We start from the raw sequence: 15437 nt of genomic DNA on the forward strand, positions 1-15437 counted from the left end.
AAGCTCCTATGACGTGGTCCAGCGTATCATCGGCCCGGTGGGGTGAGCGCAGGCCGGCGACTGGTAGGTGGGAAAGTTAATCTGCTTTGATACCGGAAAAGCGCCCAACAGTTCCAGTGGTGCGGGCGTCAATAAACGATCAAGGCGAGTGTGAGCCGTGTCGGGATTTAACCATTCGTCTGCGTCCCGCGGGTCGATCACCGCAGGCAGCCGGTCCGTCAGGTGCGACAAACAGGCGTTCGCAGGGACGGTTACTAGAGCGGTGGAGTCGTTGTAGGCAGTGAGTGTGGTGTGATACCGGCACCACAGCCCCGCAAGTAATAGCGGTCCGCGGTTGACCTGCGTGACCAGGTAGGGTTGCTTGGCACGGGGTAGCCGTTTCCAGATGTAAAAGCCGCTCACCGGCACCAGGCAGCGACGCGAGCGATAGGCTTCCTGAAACATGCCCCGTTGGTTCAGGGTTTCCGCTCGAGCGCAGTGTGGGGCATTATCCAGGACTTTTAGCCAGGGCGGTGTCAGCCCCCAGAATAACGACTCTAAACAGGGTTGACCCTCAACCGTGCGGATGGCCGATATCGGCTGTCGCGGTGCCACATTGGGTGATTCAATCAAGGGTTCAGCCATCTTCAGGCTTGGGAGTAGGCGGGCAAGAGGCAGTTGCTGCACGTGTAAGCGCCCGGCCATGCAGGTCTCCTTTACGCTAACGCGTTGTCTGTACCCGTTTAGAGGGTATTAAGCATGAAATGTCGAGGTTTGGAGTCGAAAACAGTGTTCGATGTGGGGTATCCTATAGCATCCCTTGTTCACGCTAAAGCGCGATAAGGCATTCTTCCTGTTTGCCGTTCACCTTAAGAGATCGCCATGGCTCGCCCCAGACAGCACGCGCCGGATGCACTACACGCGCAGGTTATGCACGCTTGCGATGAATGGTTGGCCCAACAGTCCATTCATGGCTTATCGCTGCGTTCCCTGGCCAGAGAGGTGGGCTGCGCCCCCAGTACATTGCTCAAGCTGTATGGCAGCTTTAATGTTTTGTTGCAACACGTCAACGTCGAAACCCTGGCGCGCCTGCAGTCCACGATTACCAACCTTGCGTCTGATGAACCCGAACCCTGGCTGCGGGCGCTGGCCAATGCCTATTGGCGATTTGCCGAAAAGGATTGCTACCGATGGCAACTGTTGTTTGACCATCCGTTGGCCCAGGAAGGCGAATTGGACCAGCGTCAGAGCCAGCTGATCGAAGCGTTGTTTACCCAGGTTGAAACATCGCTCAAACAGTATCAGCCCCTGCTGGATGATGCCGAGGCGCGACGCCTGGGGCGCACCTTATGGGGCAGTGTGCACGGGCTGGTTCAGTTGGGGTTGAATGAACGCCTCGGTTACTGGCAAGGGCACCAGCTCAAGGTGGATGAACTGCTTGACCAGCTGTTGAGCACCGTTCTCGCCGGGCTGCGCAACCGAGAGCAGCCCGAGTAATGGGATTGGTTAAGCCAGTGCGCCACCTGCTGCGCGGCGGTATCTTTCTGGCCATGCGGCTTTGTTATCGCCTGCATGTTCGGGGGCGTTGCCATATTCCCAAGCAAGGGCCAGCGCTGGTGGTGTGTAATCATGTCAGCTTTATGGATGCGCTGGTGCTGGGCGGCGGCAGCCCCCGCCCGTTGCGTTTTGTCATGGATCAGCCGATCTTTGACTCCCCCTGGCTTAGGTGGTGGTTTCAACTGGTCGGCGCCATTCCCATCGAGTCTGAGCGTCGCAGTCCGGGCGCATTGCGTCGCGCCCTGGAAGAAGTCAGCCAGGCACTGCGCCAGGGTGAAGTGGTGATGGTGTTTCCCGAAGGGCGACTAACGCCCGACGGTGAGATCCACCCTTTCCGCCGCGGGCTCGAGGCGATTGTCATGAGGGACTGCGTGCCGGTGGTGCCCGCCGCGCTTGCGGGGCTCTGGGGGTCGTGGACATCTCACTACGACGGTAAGGCGTTGAAGAAATGGCCCAGGCGTTTCCGGGCGCCGGTAAGCCTCCACTTTGGCGACCCCGTTGACCCGAGTGACACGGGGGAACTGGCGCTGCGCCGCTACCTTGAGCAGCAGGTGAGGCAGCTTAAAGTCGAGGCGGACCAGGATATCGTGCCACGCCAGTGACAGGGCGCCAGTCTATTGACCGAGCCCGCTTCGCGTCGCCTTCCAGCAGCGGGCGGAGGTGATCAGGTTGTCCCGAATCGCCAGAATCTCCATCCGTGTTGCCCCTACCTGCAGGCAGGCAGGTCCTTCGGGAAAGCCTTCCAAATGCTCGAGAATTAACCCGTTGAGGGTTTTGGGACCATCGGTGGGTAACTGCCAGCCCAGCATCTTGTTGATGTCTCTTATGGTCGCGGTGCCTTCGATGACATGACTGCCGTCATCCTGTTGATGTATCTCATCGTCTTCCGATACGTCGGTGGTGAATTCACCGACAATCTCTTCAAGAATGTCCTCCAGGGTGACAAGCCCTTCAACATCACCGTATTCATCGACCACGATGCCGATACGGCGCTTCTGTTTCTGGAAATTGAGCAACTGGGTGTGAAGCGGCGTGGATTCCGGAATGAAGTAGGGCTCGCGGGCTTCCTGCACGATCGCTGCCTTGGTGACTTCGCTGCGCGATAAAAAACGTGCCGCATTGCGTAAGTGCAGCATGCCGATAATGTTATTGATATCGCCTTTGTAGACCGGCAGGCGGGTATGCTGGCTGGTGCGGATTTGCGCCAGGATGTCTTCCAGTGAGTCGTCCAGATCAATGCCCAGCACTTCATGGCGGGGCACCATGATGTCGTTGACGGTGACGTTTTCCAGATCGAGAATCGAAAGCAGCATGGCGCGGTGGCGATAGGGAATCAGCGTGCCGGCTTCGTGCACCACGGTACGCAATTCATCCCGCGTGAGGTTGTCGCCGCCGTTTTCGACACTCTTGACGCCGATCAGGCGTAGCAGCCCGTTGGAAACGGCGTTGACCAGCCATACCAGTGGGTAGAGAAGCTTGAGCAGCGGTTCAAGCGCGTATGAGCTTGGGTAGGCAATGCGCTCGGGCTTGATGGCCGCATAGGTCTTGGGCGTCACCTCGGAAAAAATCAGAATGGTGATGGTCAGCAGGGCGGTTGAAATGGCGGGGCCCGACACATCGCCGAAAAAGTGGATGGCAATAATCGTGGCAATGGAGGCGGCAAGGTTATTGACGAAGTTATTGCCGATCAGGATAACGCCAATCAGCCGGTCGGGGCGCGCCAGCAGGCGCATGACGCGCTTGGCGCGACGGTCGCCGCTATTGGCGTTGTGGCTGAGCCGATAGCGGTTGATCGACATCATGCCGGTTTCAGAGCTTGAGAAAAAAGCGGAGAGGGCAATGAGAAGGGCCAGCAAGCCAAAGAGTAATCCCAGCGGGAAGTCATCACTCAAGTCAGAATTTCCTTTATGCCGTGTTCAGCTCGATTTGTAAGAGGTTGCAACAGAGGTGTCAATACGCCTGATGCCTGCAAGGTTAGCGGTTAAGTACCACTTCCAGCACGAACTTGCTGCCAAAGTAGGCTAACACCAGAATAGCGCAGCCGCCGAGCGTCCAGCGCACCGCGCGCATGCCGCGCCAGCCAAACCGGTAACGGCCAATCAAGAGCCCGGTGAAAATCACCCAGGCCAGAAGTGACAGTACCGTTTTGTGGGCGAGGTGCTGGGCAAAGAGGTTATCCAGGAACAGCAAGCCGCTGATAATGGATAGCGTCAGCAATATAATGCCGACCCACACCAGCTCGAAGAGCACCCGCTCCATGGTGGTAAGCGGAGGAAGTGACTGGACAATGCCGCGGATGTGATGGTGGCGCAATGCCTGATTCTGCAAGCCTACCAGCACCGCTTGTGCGGCGGCAATCGCCAGCACCGCAAAGGCCAGCGCGGAGCTGATGGCGTGCATCAAAATACCCGGCGTAAGCCCGCTGTGACCGCTTTGACTGGGTAGCCAGGTAGCGGCCATCAGTGCGATGCCGGCGAGCGGGAAGAGCGCGATGCCGGCGTTGAGCACGGGCTTGAACAGGCTTGCGACCAGGACCACGTTCACGGCAACCGCCATCAGCAGTGTAGCGCTGGTGGTAAAACCGGGCAGCAAGCCGGGCGTTTGCCCGACGAGCTGAACCACCACCGGGATATGCAGCAACAGGCCTAACGCGGCTAAAAGCCGCACGATGACCTGGCGCGGGGGCACGCGCCGGAACAGCGCCATCCCCTGCCAGATGGCAGCGGCTATGTAGAGAACAAAGGCGATGGTGGCGAAAGGGAGCGCCTGCATGATGCTATCCGTGCGCCTTGCAGCGCGTCGTAATGAAACAAATCGAATTGATAAGCCACTACTATAACGAATCCTTACAGTGACGCACAGTCATCTATATCTTGCGCCCATGGAGACTCAAGCTGCGAGCGCGTATAATCTTTTTCATTAGCCTAGGGCCGGTCAAGCCCGGCAACAGCGACGGAGGCAGAGAGGCCCCATGTTTTCGACTCTTAGTGAGCGTCTTTCCCAGACGTTAAAATCGATCAAAGGTCAGGCGCGTCTGACCGAAGACAACATTAAAGATACCCTGCGGGAAGTTCGCCGTGCGCTGCTTGAGGCAGACGTTGCGCTGCCCGTGGTCAAGGACTTCGTCGAGCGGGTGCGCGAACGGGCCGTGGGGCAAGAGGTATCCAAAAGTCTTTCGCCCGGACAGCAGTTCGTCAAGATTGTCCAGCAAGAGCTGGAAGCCACCATGGGCGAAGCGAACGAAGGGCTTACATTAAAAAGCTCTCCGGCCGTGGTACTGATGGCAGGCTTGCAGGGCGCGGGTAAAACCACCTCGGTGGCCAAGCTGGCGCGCTACCTGCGGGAACGCGAAAAGAAAAAGGTCCTGGTGGTCTCGGCCGACGTCTACCGCCCCGCGGCGATTGACCAGTTGGAGACGCTAGCCAAAGAGGTGGAAGTCGACTTCTTCCCCTCCCGCTCGGATCAAGCGCCAGTGGCGATTGCCGAAGCGGCCATCAAGCACGCCAAAATCCAGTTTCACGACGTCGTATTGATCGATACCGCAGGCCGCCTGGCCATCGACGAAGCCATGATGGCGGAAATTCAGGCGTTGCATAAAGCCGTCACGCCTGACGAGACGCTGTTCGTTGTCGATGCCATGACCGGCCAGGATGCGGTCAATACCGCAAAAGCGTTCCACGATGCGCTGCCGCTTACCGGGGTGGTCCTGACCAAGGCCGACGGTGATGCGCGGGGCGGTGCTGCGCTCTCGGTGCGTCATGTCACCGGCAAGCCGATCAAGTTCATGGGGGTCGGTGAAAAGGTCGACGCCCTGGAACCCTTCCACCCTGACCGGGTCGCCTCGCGGATTCTGGGCATGGGCGACATGCTCTCGCTGATTGAAGAAGCCGAGCGCACGGTCGATAAGTCCAAAGCCGACCAGTTGGCCAAAAAGGTCAAGAAAGGCGACGGCTTCGATCTGGAAGATTTTCGCGAGCAGCTCCAGCAACTCAAGAAAATGGGTGGCATGGGGGGCTTGCTCGGCAAGCTGCCGGGTATGGGGCAGATGGCGGATATGGCCCAGGGGCCTGGTCCCGAAAAAGAGCTCGGCAAGCTTGAAGCGTTGATCAACTCCATGACCCCCAAGGAGCGCCACAAGCCTGAAATCATCAACGGCTCACGCAAGCGCCGTATTGCGGCGGGTGCGGGACTTCAGGTGCCGGACTTGAACCGTCTGCTCAAGCAGCACAAGCAGATGCAGAAGATGATGAAAAAAGCCGGCAAAAAAGGCGGCATGGAAAAAATGATGCGTGGCATGTCCGGCATGATGGGCGGCGGTGGCGGCCCAGGCGGCCCCGGTGGCATGGGTGGCCCTGGCGGCATGGGTGGGCCAGGTGGATTCCCGCGCCGCTAGGCATTGCCGTCGGGTGGCATGCTTGACGGGCTGATAGTTTTCTGGCTATCAGGCTTTCCAAGCCGAGCGCATTTGCGTAGAATGCGGCGTCTTCTTGTGTGGGTGTTGGTCATATAATGACGATACCCCACGCTGAAGGCTTTTATAGTATGAAGAGTGTTTCCGGAAGCGAACGTCGCTAAGGCGCACTCTCGTAACCTCAACCGAAGGATAGTTATCGTATGGTTACCATTCGTTTGGCACGTGGTGGCGCCAAGAAGCGTCCCTTTTACCACCTGACTGTTACTGACTCACGTAACGCCCGTGATGGCCGTTTCATTGAGCGTATCGGTTTCTTCAACCCTGTTGCACGTGGCCAGGAAGAACGCCTGCGCGTTGACCTGGACCGTGTCGTACACTGGCAGAGCCAGGGTGCCCAGCTGTCAGGTCGTGTTGCTGAGTTGGTAAAAGAAGCGCGTAAACAGGCCTAAACCTGTTCGCGATGTGGCAAGTGCTGTTGTACGTTGAGGTCGTCAATGACGCGTTTTGAAACAAGCCATACTGACGACACGCATGTGGTGCTCGGCAAGCTGACAAGCTCCCACGGAGTGAAAGGCTGGCTGAAGGTATATTCCTATACCAGCCCCATGGACAGCATTTTGGACTACCCCGAATGGTGGGTGCGCCAAGGCGACAGTCTGACGCGCATGACCATTGTTCAGGGCCGTCGGCAAGGTAAGGGCCTTGTGGTTCAGCTTAAAGGGATCGATGACCGTGACGCGGCCGACGCATTGGCCCAGGCGGACATATTGATGCCCAAAGCGGCCCTCCCTGAGCTTTCCGATGATGAGTATTATTGGCATGAGCTTGAAGGCCTTGCGGTTTTCACTCAAGCCGGCGAACGGTTAGGGCAGGTCAGTTACCTGTTCGAAACCGGTGCCAACGATGTCATGGTCGTTCGCGGCGATGTCGAGGCGATCGACAAGCGTGAGCGCCTGCTGCCGTTTTTGCCGGGCGACGTCATTGTTGAAGTCAGTCTTGAAGACGGCCGAATGGTCGTTGATTGGGATCCTGAGTTTTGAGCATTGAACAACAGCCGGGCAGTGGAGATGACGTTTCACACCCCGCGATGTGGATAGGTGTGGTATCGCTGTTTCCCGAGATGTTCGATGCGCTCACCCAGCAGGGCGTGGTCGGTAGAGCGATCGAAAAACGGCACATAGAGCTCGCGTTCTGGAATCCGCGCGATTACGCCACTGACCGCCATCGTAGCGTTGATGATCGCCCCTATGGCGGCGGCCCCGGGATGTTGATGAAAGTCGACACCTTACGCGCTGCCATTCATGACGCCCGACAGCAGGCGCATGATGCAACCGGCCAGACGCCCACGGTGATTTATCTATCACCCCAGGGGCGCAAGCTGGACCAGCAGGGTGTGACGTCACTGGCGTCTAAAGGCCCATTGGTTGTTGTCGCAGGGCGCTATGAGGGCATTGACGAGCGGGTGGTGGAAAGTGACATCGATGAAGAATGGTCAATTGGCGACTATGTGCTAAGCGGCGGCGAGCTGCCGGCCATGGTGTTGATTGACGCGGCGGCAAGGCTGATTCCCGGTGTATTGGGGCATCAGGATTCCGCCATCGAAGACTCGTTTAACGACGGTTTGTTAGACTGCCCGCACTACACCCGTCCCGAGGTTATCGACGGGCGACAGGTGCCGGATGTGCTGTTGAGTGGTAATCACGCCGCCATCAAGCGCTGGCGGTTGAAGCAATCCCTGGGTCGCACCTGGCAGCGTCGACCCGACCTGCTGGAAGGGCGGCCGTTGGATGCCGAACAGCGCAAGCTGTTGAACGAGTTTATCGAGGAATACGCTCTTTCCGGTTCGTCAGCCAAGACTGACTAGGAAATCAAGACTGAACCGGCATGAGCGGCGGTGCAGGGCGGTAATGGCGACGCGCCAGCGCACCTGTGTCACCCATAACGACTCCCGCGTCGCTCGTTATTGAGCGCCGGGATCACGGCGACCGCCTTCCATGGCTGAGCGGTTTCGCCACCACGTTATTTAGGAGCATGATGATGAGCAGTAAAAACAAGGTGATCCAGGCGCTCGAAAACGAGCAAATGTCCAAAGAGGTGCCGAACTTTGCACCGGGCGATACCATCGTCGTTCAGGTGAAAGTCAAAGAAGGCAACCGCGAGCGTCTGCAGGCGTTTGAAGGTGTGGTCATCGGTAAGCGTAACCGTGGCCTGAACTCCGCGTTCACCGTGCGCAAGATTTCTCACGGCGTTGGCGTTGAGCGTACCTTCCAGACCTACAGCCCGCTGGTTGACTCTATTGAAGTCAAGCGCCGCGGTGACGTGCGCCAGGCCAAGCTTTACTACCTGCGCGAGCGCAGCGGTAAATCGGCCCGTATCAAGGAAAAGCTGGCCTAAGGCGAGTCGTTTCCGCAGGCGCTTGCGCCTGGGTATCAAAACCCCGTCACCGCTCTGCGGGGCGGGGTTTTGTTTATCTAACAGATGAAGCAACCTAATGGGCGGCTTGCGTATGCATGTCATTGATGCTTTTTTGGATGCTCTGTGGCTGGAGCGCGGGGCCAGTGAGCATACGCTAGCGGCTTATCGACGCGACCTGAACGCCTGGCAGCAGCACCTGGAGGCGCACGGCGAGTCATTATTGTCGCCCACGCCTGACCGGCTGGATGCGTGGTTCACCAGCCGCCGTGAAGCGGGCTATCAGGTACGCAGTAATGCTCGTGTGTTGTCGAGTCTGCGCAGTTTTTACCGCTGGGCGCGCGTCCACGGTCACGTTTCCAGTGATCCGCTGGCGGAGGTGCGCCTGCCGCGGGTACAGCCAGGCCTGCCCGACACGCTGGAAGAAGACGAAGTGGAGCGCCTGCTTCAGGCGCCGGTACTGGATACGCCGCTGGGCGTACGTGACCGCACGATGCTGGAGTTGCTCTACGCCTGCGGACTGCGGGTCTCGGAGTTGGTAGGGTTAACCAGTGACGCGGTCAATTTGCGCCAGGGGGTGGTCCGGGTGCGCGGCAAAGGCGACAAGGACCGCCTGATACCGATGGGGGAGGAGGCCGCCGACTGGCTGGCCCAGTATATGCAAACGACGCGGCCCATGCTGATGCAGGATCCCACGCGCCCGGCACTGTTTCCAGGCCGTGGTGATAAAGCGATGACGCGACAGACCTTCTGGCATCGCATCAAGGTGCACGCCATCACGGCAGGCATAACACGTCCCCTGTCGCCACATACGCTTCGACATGCGTTTGCGACCCATTTATTGAATCATGGGGCGAATTTACGGGTCGTACAGCTGTTGCTAGGTCATAGCGACCTATCCACCACGCAAATTTACACGCATGTGGCCCAGGCCCGCCTGGAAAGTCTGCATGCTGAACATCACCCAAGAGGTTGAATGCATGATGCGCCGAGGCACAGAACAAACGACGTCCCAGAGCAAGCCGTGTAAGCTGATAGGCTGGCTGATGGTCGGTGCGTTGTTACCCATGGCAGCGCAGGCAAATAGCGCAACCGATGCGCTGCGCGACACGCTAAGCGTCAATGGCCAGGCAATGCCGGTCGACAAGGTGCGTGAAACGCCGATGGAAGGGATTTACCATGTCCAACTGGAAAACGGCGAATCCTTTTATTCGAATGCCGACGGCAGTCACTTTCTGGTCGGCGACCTCTACGAGAATGCCGACAGCGGGCTGGTGAACCTGACCGAGCAGGCGCGCAACCAGGAGCGCGCCGAGGCGATTGCCGCGATCCCGGAAAGCGAGCGGGTGGTATTTCGTGGAGAAGACACGCCGAGAGCGACGGTGGTGGTGTTCACCGACCCCACCTGCCCTTATTGCGTAAAGCTTCACGAAACCGTGCCAGAGCTCAACGAGCGGGGGATTGCGGTACACTATCTGGCCTTTCCGCGTAGTGGCGTTAATGCCAGCGCGGGTAGAACGCTGCAGCAGGTCTGGTGTGCCGATAACCCCAGCGAAGCCATGTCGCGTGCCAAGCAAGGCGAAACGCTTTCCGGCTCGGCCAGCTGCGACAACCCGGTCGCCGAGCAGTACGAACTGGGCCGCCAGCTCGGCGTCCAGGGCACCCCGGCGATTATCCTGCCTGATGGGCAGATGGTGCCAGGATTTGTGCCGCCGGACCGCATGGTGGAAATGCTGGAACTGGACGACGCCTAGCATCAACAGCCACGGGCCGATTGATCAACCATTATCACGCTGAGACACTGCACCTCTGAGTGCACAATATGAAAGGGGAAGTATTTTGAAACCGGTAAGAGTAGGCATTTGTGGGCTGGGTACCGTCGGTGGCGGTACCTTCAATGTGCTGACGCGCAACGCGGACGATATTGCACGTCGTGCGGGTCGTCCGATCGTGATTGAGCAGGTGGGCCACCGCAGTATTCACCCCGATTGCGACATTACCGGTATCAATGCCACCACGGATGTTTTTGAAGTGGCCACCAACCCCAATGTGGATGTCCTGGTTGAGCTGATTGGCGGTTATGACATTGCCCGCGAACTGGTACTGACCGCGATTGAAAACGGCAAGCACGTGGTCACGGCCAACAAGGCGCTGATCGCCGTCCACGGCAACGAAATTTTCAAGGCGGCCCACGAAAAGGGCGTGATCGTGGCATTTGAAGCCGCCGTCGCGGGGGGGATCCCGGTCATCAAATCGCTGCGCGAAGGCCTGGGTGCCAACCGCATCGAGTGGGTCGCGGGCATCATCAACGGCACCGGCAACTACATCCTGACCCACATGCGCGACGAAGGCCGTGCCTTCGAAGACGTGCTCGCCGAAGCCCAGGCGCTGGGCTATGCCGAATCCGACCCGACCTTCGATGTCGAAGGCATCGACGCGGCGCATAAGCTGACCATTCTGGCCTCGATCGCCTACGGCGTGCCGCTGCAGTTTGAGAAAGCCTTTACCGAAGGCATCTCGCGGATTACCGCCGAAGACGTGGAGCAGGCCGATAACCTTGGCTACGTCATCAAGCACCTGGGCATCTCCAAGCGCACCGACCATGGGCTTGAATTGCGGGTACACCCCACGCTGATCCCCAAAGAGCGCCTGCTCGCCAATGTTCACGGCGTCAAGAATGCCATCGCGGTAATGGGCGACGCCGTTGGGCCGACGCTTTATTACGGTGCCGGTGCAGGCGCGGAGCCGACGGCTTCGGCCGTGGTGGCGGATATCCTCGACGTGGCGCGTGACATTGCCACCGACCACCACTATCGCGTGCCTTACCTGGCGTTCAGCGGTATTGACGAAGACGTCAGCCAGCTGCCGATCATGCCCATGGAAGACATTACCACGGCGTATTACCTGCGCCTGCTGGCCGTCGACCGCCCCGGCGTACTTGCCCGCGTGGCGACCATCCTTGCCGAGCAGGGCATGTCCATCGAGGCGCTGATCCAGAAAGAGGCGACCGAAGGCGAGCTGGTGCCCATCATCCTGCTGACCCACCGCACCAAGGAGAAGCAGATGAACGAAGCGATCCGTGAAATCGAAGCCATGGCGGATATTGCGGGCCCTGTCACGCGTATCCGCGTGGAAAGCCTGGACGAAGGGGAGTAACCCACCACATGCGTTATATCAGCACGCGCGGGCAGGCGCCCGCGCTCTCCTTTGAAGAGGTGGTGTTGACCGGCATGGCCAGCGACGGTGGGCTTTATGTGCCGGAAACGCTGCCGTCGTTCTCGCAAGAAGACCTGGAAGCGATGGCTGGCCTGTCTTACGCGGAGATCGCGTTTCGCGTCATGAAGCCGTTTGTGAATGGCGAGATCGACGACGATACCTTCCGCCAGATCGTCACCGATGCCTACGCGACCTTCAATCACGATGCGGTGCTGCCACTCAAGCAGCTGGACGCCAGCCATTTTCTGCTCGAACAGTTCCACGGCCCGACTCTGGCGTTCAAGGACGTCGCCCTGCAGCTGCTGGGCCGTCTGCTCGACCACTTCCTGCAAAAGCGCGGTGAGCGTGCGGTTATCATGGGCGCCACCTCTGGTGACACCGGCTCGGCGGCCATTGAAGGCTGCCGTCACTGCGACAACCTGGATATCTTTATCCTGCACCCCCACAACCGTGTCTCGGAAGTGCAGCGTCGTCAGATGACCACGGTACTGGCCAATAACGTGTTCAACATCGCCATCGAAGGCAATTTCGATGACGCCCAGGCGATGGTCAAGGCCAGCTTTGCCAATCAGGACTTCCTGAACGGCACGCGCCTGGTGGCGGTGAACTCCATCAACTGGGCGCGCATCATGGCCCAGATCGTCTATTACGTGGCCGCGGGCGTGGCGCTGGGTGCGCCCAAGCGCGAAGTGAGTTTCTGCGTGCCGTCGGCCAATTTCGGTAATGTCTTTGCCGGGTACATGGCCTACAAGATGGGCCTGCCGGTGAAGCAGTTCATCATTGCCACCAACGCCAACGACATCCTGCACCGCACGCTTGCCGCCAATGACTTCTCCAAGAAAGAGCTGGCGGCAACCCTTGCGCCGTCCATGGATATCGTCGTGTCGTCTAACTTCGAACGCCTGCTGTTTGATGCCTACGACCAGGACGGTGCCGCGGTGGCGGCGCTGCTGGAGCGTTTTCAGCAGGAACCCACGGCGCTTGCCGATGCGCCGCTGGCCAAGTTGCGCGAAAAGTTCTCAAGCCACAGCGTTGACGACGCGACGATCTTGGAAGTGATTCGTGAAGCCCACCACCGTACCGGTGAAATACTCGACCCGCATACGGCCACCGGCTATCGCGCTGCCGAGCGTGCTCGGGCCGACCAGACCACACCGGTGATTACGCTGGCCACGGCGCATCCTGCCAAGTTTGCCGAAGCGGTGGTTAAGGCCGGGTTCCAGGGCGTGCCGTTGCCGACACATATGGATGACCTGCTTGAACGCGAAGAGCGTTACGCGGTGTTGCCCGCTGAGCTCGCCGCGGTGCAGCAGTTTGTCGCTGACAACCGGCGCTAGGTATGATGGCCGACGTGACAGACCGACCACCTGCCCGCCAGGCGGGGGCGTCTCTGCAACACGCTAGCCGTCCCCGGCTGGAGCCTCGTCCACTGGACGAGGCGGTGTATGCCCGCGCCCAGGCGGAAGGCCTGAATGAGCTGCAGGCGCGCCTGCTAGCGTCACGGCTGCCGGGCTATCAAGGCGAGCTGGCCCCGCTGGTATCGCCCAGTCTGCGCTACCTGGCGCACCCTGAGAAACTCGCTGACGGCCGCCGAGCCGCCGAGCGCATCGCCCAGGCGGTTGCCGAAGGCGAACCGATCGGGATTCTCACCGACTATGACGTGGATGGCATCACCTCCCATGTGGTGATCCGTCGTACCCTGGTCGAGTTATTTGGCGTCCCGGAGCATAAGCTGCACAGCCTGATTGGCCACCGTATTCACGACGGTTATGGAATCAGTCTGCCGCTGGTCGAGCGCACGCTGAACCTGAAGCCGCTGCCGTCGCTGGTGATTACTGCCGACTGCGGCAGCAGCGACGAGCCGCGCATTGCCCGCTTGAAAGCCGCGGGCATCGATGTGGTGGTCAGCGACCACCATGCGTTGCCGCTGGAAGGCCCGCCCCCTTCGGCCTATGCCTGCGTCAATCCAACCCGTGATGACTGCGACTACCCGGATAAAACCATCGCCGGTTGCATGGTGGCGTGGCTTACGATGTCGCTTGCGCGCGGTGTGCTGATCGAGTGGGGCGCCCTGTCAGCCTCCACCCCTAAGCTGTCGCCCTGGCTCTCTTACGTCGCGCTGGGCACGGTAGCGGATTGCGTGTCGCTGGGCGGTAGCCCCGCCAACCGTGCAGTGGTCAGCCACGGCCTGACCTTGATCAACCGCATGGAGGCCGCCTGCTGGCGGGCAATGGCCACCCGCTTGGGCGCCGACAGCGTACCGTTCAATGCCGAAACGCTGGCCTTCCAGATGGGGCCGCGCATCAATGCCCGCTCGCGGCTGGACGATCCTTACGCGGCGCTGCACTTCATGCTCGCGGAAACCGAGGGCGTGGCCAATCGCCAGTTGGAAGTCCTCGACCAGGATAATCAGTCGCGCAAGGCCATCGAGGCTGATATGGCGGAAGAAGCCCGCGCCCTGGCCATGTCCGCGTTGGAGGCGAACGAGCCGGCGGTTGTCGTGTTGCTGGAAGATGGTCACCCAGGCGTGCAGGGCATTGTCGCCTCGCGGCTGGTGCAGGCCTATGGGCGTCCGGCGCTGGTACTTACCCGAGCGGCCGCCCCCGATATGCTCACCGGTTCCGGCCGCTCGATTGACGGTCTGCACCTGCGCGACGCTTTGCAACGCACCTTTGAACTCGCCCCCGAGGCGCTGCCGCGCTTTGGTGGCCATAGCGGAGCAGCAGGCGTGGGTGTTCCTCGAGGGCAGTTGGAGGCCTTTAAAGCCGCGTTTCTTCAGGCGGTGGAAGAGCAACTGGCAGGCCGCGAACTCTATCCGCGCCTGTGGACCGACGGCGAGCTATCCACGACACAGCTCGCACTGGCAACGCTTGGCGATATCGAGGCCCTGGGCCCCTATGGCCGCGAGTTCGATCCGCCGCTGTTTGAAGGGCGCTTTATCGTCGAAGCACTGCGACCGGTGGGCGCGGAAGGCGCGCACCTGATGATGGAGCTTTCCATGGGCCCGGTGACCTGCAAGGCGATCTGGTTTCGCGCGCTGACCCCTGGTGAGCTGCCCGCATTCAGCGTCGGCGATACGCTCCACTGCGCCTACAAGCTTAATCGCAACCGCTGGCGGGGGCGTGAGACGCTGCAGTTGATGGTCGAACACGCTGATCCTGTCTGAATCGACTATTTTATAGCCGTCATTATTTAAGTAAGGACGCTCTCATGCGCGTGGAAGATCTTCCCAAAGACCCTCATAAACCCTATGAGGATGTCATGGCGATGTTGCTGGGCACGTTCTTTGTGGCGCTTGGGGTGACGTTTTACACTCATGCGGTACTGCTGACCGGTAGCACAGCAGGCTTGGCGCTACTGCTGAACTATATGACGGGCTGGGGCTTCGGGGGATGGTTCTTTGCCATCAATCTGCCGTTCTATTACCTGGCCATCAAACGCATGGGCTGGAGCTTTACGCTTCGCACCTTTGCGGCGATCGGCCTGGTATCGCTGTTTTCCGAGCTCACCCAGGGCTGGGTGCAGTTTGCCGCCGTGCCGTCGCTGTATGCCGCCCTCATGGGCGGCGCGCTGATGGGCATCGGCATGCTGATGCTGTTTCGCCATCGCACCAGCCTTGGCGGTATCAATATCCTGGCGCTTTACCTCCAGGAAAAACACGGCCTGCGCGCAGGCTTCGTGCAACTGGGTATCGACGGGGTGATTCTGCTGGTAGCGCTCACCCAGTTGCCGCTGGACCGCGTGGCCTACTCGGTACTGGGGGCGCTGACGCTCAACTTGATCATCGCCCTGAACCACAAGCCAGGGCGCTATATTGGGGTGAGCTAGAAACGTCTAGCTCAGCCAGAACCACCAAACA

16 protein-coding genes are annotated in these 15437 nt (G+C 59.8%); 13 read left to right on the plus strand and 3 right to left on the minus strand.

The window, feature by feature from the left end:
- Nucleotides 1-6 precede the first annotated feature (6 nt).
- Nucleotides 7-684 (minus strand): SOS response-associated peptidase, encoded by a 678-nt coding sequence (locus tag ADS46_RS09475; RefSeq protein WP_066319329.1) that lies wholly within the window; start codon nucleotides 682-684, stop codon nucleotides 7-9.
- A 177-nt stretch (nucleotides 685-861) separates the two neighbouring features.
- Here ADS46_RS09475 and ADS46_RS09480 point away from each other — a divergent pair, with 177 nt between their 5' ends.
- Together ADS46_RS09480 and ADS46_RS09485 are read left to right on the plus strand one after the other, a co-directional pair.
- Complete coding sequence (locus ADS46_RS09480) at nucleotides 862-1476, plus strand: TetR/AcrR family transcriptional regulator (protein WP_066319331.1); 615 nt, start codon at nucleotides 862-864, stop codon at nucleotides 1474-1476.
- Nucleotides 1476-2138 carry a 1-acyl-sn-glycerol-3-phosphate acyltransferase gene (locus ADS46_RS09485; RefSeq protein ID WP_066319334.1) on the plus strand — a complete coding sequence of 221 codons (663 nt, stop codon included), beginning with the start codon at nucleotides 1476-1478 and terminating at the stop codon, nucleotides 2136-2138. The genes ADS46_RS09480 and ADS46_RS09485 overlap by 1 nt, the downstream gene beginning before the upstream one ends.
- Before the next feature lie 12 nt (nucleotides 2139-2150).
- Here the strand turns inward: ADS46_RS09485 and ADS46_RS09490 are convergent, their stop codons facing one another.
- Nucleotides 2151-3428 carry an HlyC/CorC family transporter gene (locus ADS46_RS09490; protein WP_066319336.1) on the minus strand — a complete coding sequence of 426 codons (1278 nt, stop codon included), beginning with the start codon at nucleotides 3426-3428 and terminating at the stop codon, nucleotides 2151-2153.
- An 82-nt stretch (nucleotides 3429-3510) separates the two neighbouring features.
- On the minus strand, nucleotides 3511-4308 hold the full coding sequence (locus ADS46_RS09495) for a cytochrome C assembly family protein (protein ID WP_066319338.1): 798 nt from the start codon (nucleotides 4306-4308) through the stop codon (nucleotides 3511-3513).
- Nucleotides 4309-4507: 199 nt separating this feature from the next.
- Between ADS46_RS09495 and ffh the strand changes: the two genes are divergently transcribed.
- From ffh to ADS46_RS09550, 11 genes are all read left to right on the plus strand, one after another.
- A complete protein-coding gene (gene ffh, locus ADS46_RS09500) occupies nucleotides 4508-5929 on the plus strand; it encodes a signal recognition particle protein (protein WP_066319340.1) in 1422 nt (473 codons plus the stop codon).
- Nucleotides 5930-6150: 221 nt separating this feature from the next.
- Nucleotides 6151-6399: a 30S ribosomal protein S16 gene (gene rpsP, locus ADS46_RS09505; RefSeq protein ID WP_007111767.1), complete on the plus strand. Its 249-nt coding sequence runs from the start codon at nucleotides 6151-6153 to the stop codon at nucleotides 6397-6399.
- Between the two features lie 45 nt (nucleotides 6400-6444).
- The gene (gene rimM, locus ADS46_RS09510; protein WP_066319342.1) at nucleotides 6445-6990 is read left to right on the plus strand and encodes a ribosome maturation factor RimM; all 546 of its coding nucleotides are present in this window, start codon (nucleotides 6445-6447) and stop codon (nucleotides 6988-6990) included.
- A gap of 47 nt (nucleotides 6991-7037) precedes the next feature.
- Nucleotides 7038-7814: a tRNA (guanosine(37)-N1)-methyltransferase TrmD gene (trmD, locus tag ADS46_RS09515; RefSeq protein WP_066319345.1), complete on the plus strand. Its 777-nt coding sequence runs from the start codon at nucleotides 7038-7040 to the stop codon at nucleotides 7812-7814.
- A gap of 173 nt (nucleotides 7815-7987) precedes the next feature.
- On the plus strand, nucleotides 7988-8344 hold the full coding sequence (rplS, locus tag ADS46_RS09520; protein WP_066319347.1) for a 50S ribosomal protein L19: 357 nt from the start codon (nucleotides 7988-7990) through the stop codon (nucleotides 8342-8344).
- 112 nt (nucleotides 8345-8456) lie between these two features.
- A complete protein-coding gene (gene xerD / locus ADS46_RS09525) occupies nucleotides 8457-9338 on the plus strand; it encodes a site-specific tyrosine recombinase XerD (protein ID WP_066319488.1) in 882 nt (293 codons plus the stop codon).
- A complete protein-coding gene (locus tag ADS46_RS09530; protein WP_066319349.1) occupies nucleotides 9313-10116 on the plus strand; it encodes a DsbC family protein in 804 nt (267 codons plus the stop codon). The genes xerD and ADS46_RS09530 overlap by 26 nt, the downstream gene beginning before the upstream one ends.
- Nucleotides 10117-10201: 85 nt before the next feature.
- A complete protein-coding gene (locus tag ADS46_RS09535; protein ID WP_066319352.1) occupies nucleotides 10202-11518 on the plus strand; it encodes a homoserine dehydrogenase in 1317 nt (438 codons plus the stop codon).
- An 8-nt stretch (nucleotides 11519-11526) separates the two neighbouring features.
- On the plus strand, nucleotides 11527-12915 hold the full coding sequence (gene thrC / locus ADS46_RS09540; RefSeq protein ID WP_066319355.1) for a threonine synthase: 1389 nt from the start codon (nucleotides 11527-11529) through the stop codon (nucleotides 12913-12915).
- A gap of 5 nt (nucleotides 12916-12920) precedes the next feature.
- Nucleotides 12921-14744, plus strand: coding sequence for a single-stranded-DNA-specific exonuclease RecJ (locus tag ADS46_RS09545; RefSeq protein ID WP_066319490.1), 1824 nt, complete (start codon nucleotides 12921-12923; stop codon nucleotides 14742-14744).
- Nucleotides 14745-14788: 44 nt separating this feature from the next.
- Nucleotides 14789-15406 carry a YitT family protein gene (locus ADS46_RS09550; protein WP_066319359.1) on the plus strand — a complete coding sequence of 206 codons (618 nt, stop codon included), beginning with the start codon at nucleotides 14789-14791 and terminating at the stop codon, nucleotides 15404-15406.
- Nucleotides 15407-15437: the final 31 nt, after the last annotated feature.

Source organism: Halomonas sp. G11, from assembly GCF_001663515.1.
Classification (GTDB): Bacteria; Pseudomonadota; Gammaproteobacteria; order Pseudomonadales; family Halomonadaceae; genus Vreelandella.

What these genes read in the sequence shown, in the direction of transcription:
- ADS46_RS09475 (WP_066319329.1), bottom strand. Translation starts at nt 684, where the DNA reads ATGGCCGGGCGCTTACACGTGCAGCAACTGCCTCTTGCCCGCCTACTC.
- ADS46_RS09480 (WP_066319331.1), top strand. Translation starts at nt 862, where the DNA reads ATGGCTCGCCCCAGACAGCACGCGCCGGATGCACTACACGCGCAGGTT.
- ADS46_RS09485 (WP_066319334.1), top strand. Translation starts at nt 1,476, where the DNA reads ATGGGATTGGTTAAGCCAGTGCGCCACCTGCTGCGCGGCGGTATCTTT.
- ADS46_RS09495 (WP_066319338.1), bottom strand. Translation starts at nt 4,308, where the DNA reads ATGCAGGCGCTCCCTTTCGCCACCATCGCCTTTGTTCTCTACATAGCC.
- ffh (WP_066319340.1), top strand. Translation starts at nt 4,508, where the DNA reads ATGTTTTCGACTCTTAGTGAGCGTCTTTCCCAGACGTTAAAATCGATC.
- rpsP (WP_007111767.1), top strand. Translation starts at nt 6,151, where the DNA reads ATGGTTACCATTCGTTTGGCACGTGGTGGCGCCAAGAAGCGTCCCTTT.
- rimM (WP_066319342.1), top strand. Translation starts at nt 6,445, where the DNA reads ATGACGCGTTTTGAAACAAGCCATACTGACGACACGCATGTGGTGCTC.
- trmD (WP_066319345.1), top strand. Translation starts at nt 7,038, where the DNA reads ATGTGGATAGGTGTGGTATCGCTGTTTCCCGAGATGTTCGATGCGCTC.
- rplS (WP_066319347.1), top strand. Translation starts at nt 7,988, where the DNA reads ATGAGCAGTAAAAACAAGGTGATCCAGGCGCTCGAAAACGAGCAAATG.
- xerD (WP_066319488.1), top strand. Translation starts at nt 8,457, where the DNA reads ATGCATGTCATTGATGCTTTTTTGGATGCTCTGTGGCTGGAGCGCGGG.
- ADS46_RS09530 (WP_066319349.1), top strand. Translation starts at nt 9,313, where the DNA reads ATGCTGAACATCACCCAAGAGGTTGAATGCATGATGCGCCGAGGCACA.
- thrC (WP_066319355.1), top strand. Translation starts at nt 11,527, where the DNA reads ATGCGTTATATCAGCACGCGCGGGCAGGCGCCCGCGCTCTCCTTTGAA.
- ADS46_RS09545 (WP_066319490.1), top strand. Translation starts at nt 12,921, where the DNA reads ATGGCCGACGTGACAGACCGACCACCTGCCCGCCAGGCGGGGGCGTCT.
- ADS46_RS09550 (WP_066319359.1), top strand. Translation starts at nt 14,789, where the DNA reads ATGCGCGTGGAAGATCTTCCCAAAGACCCTCATAAACCCTATGAGGAT.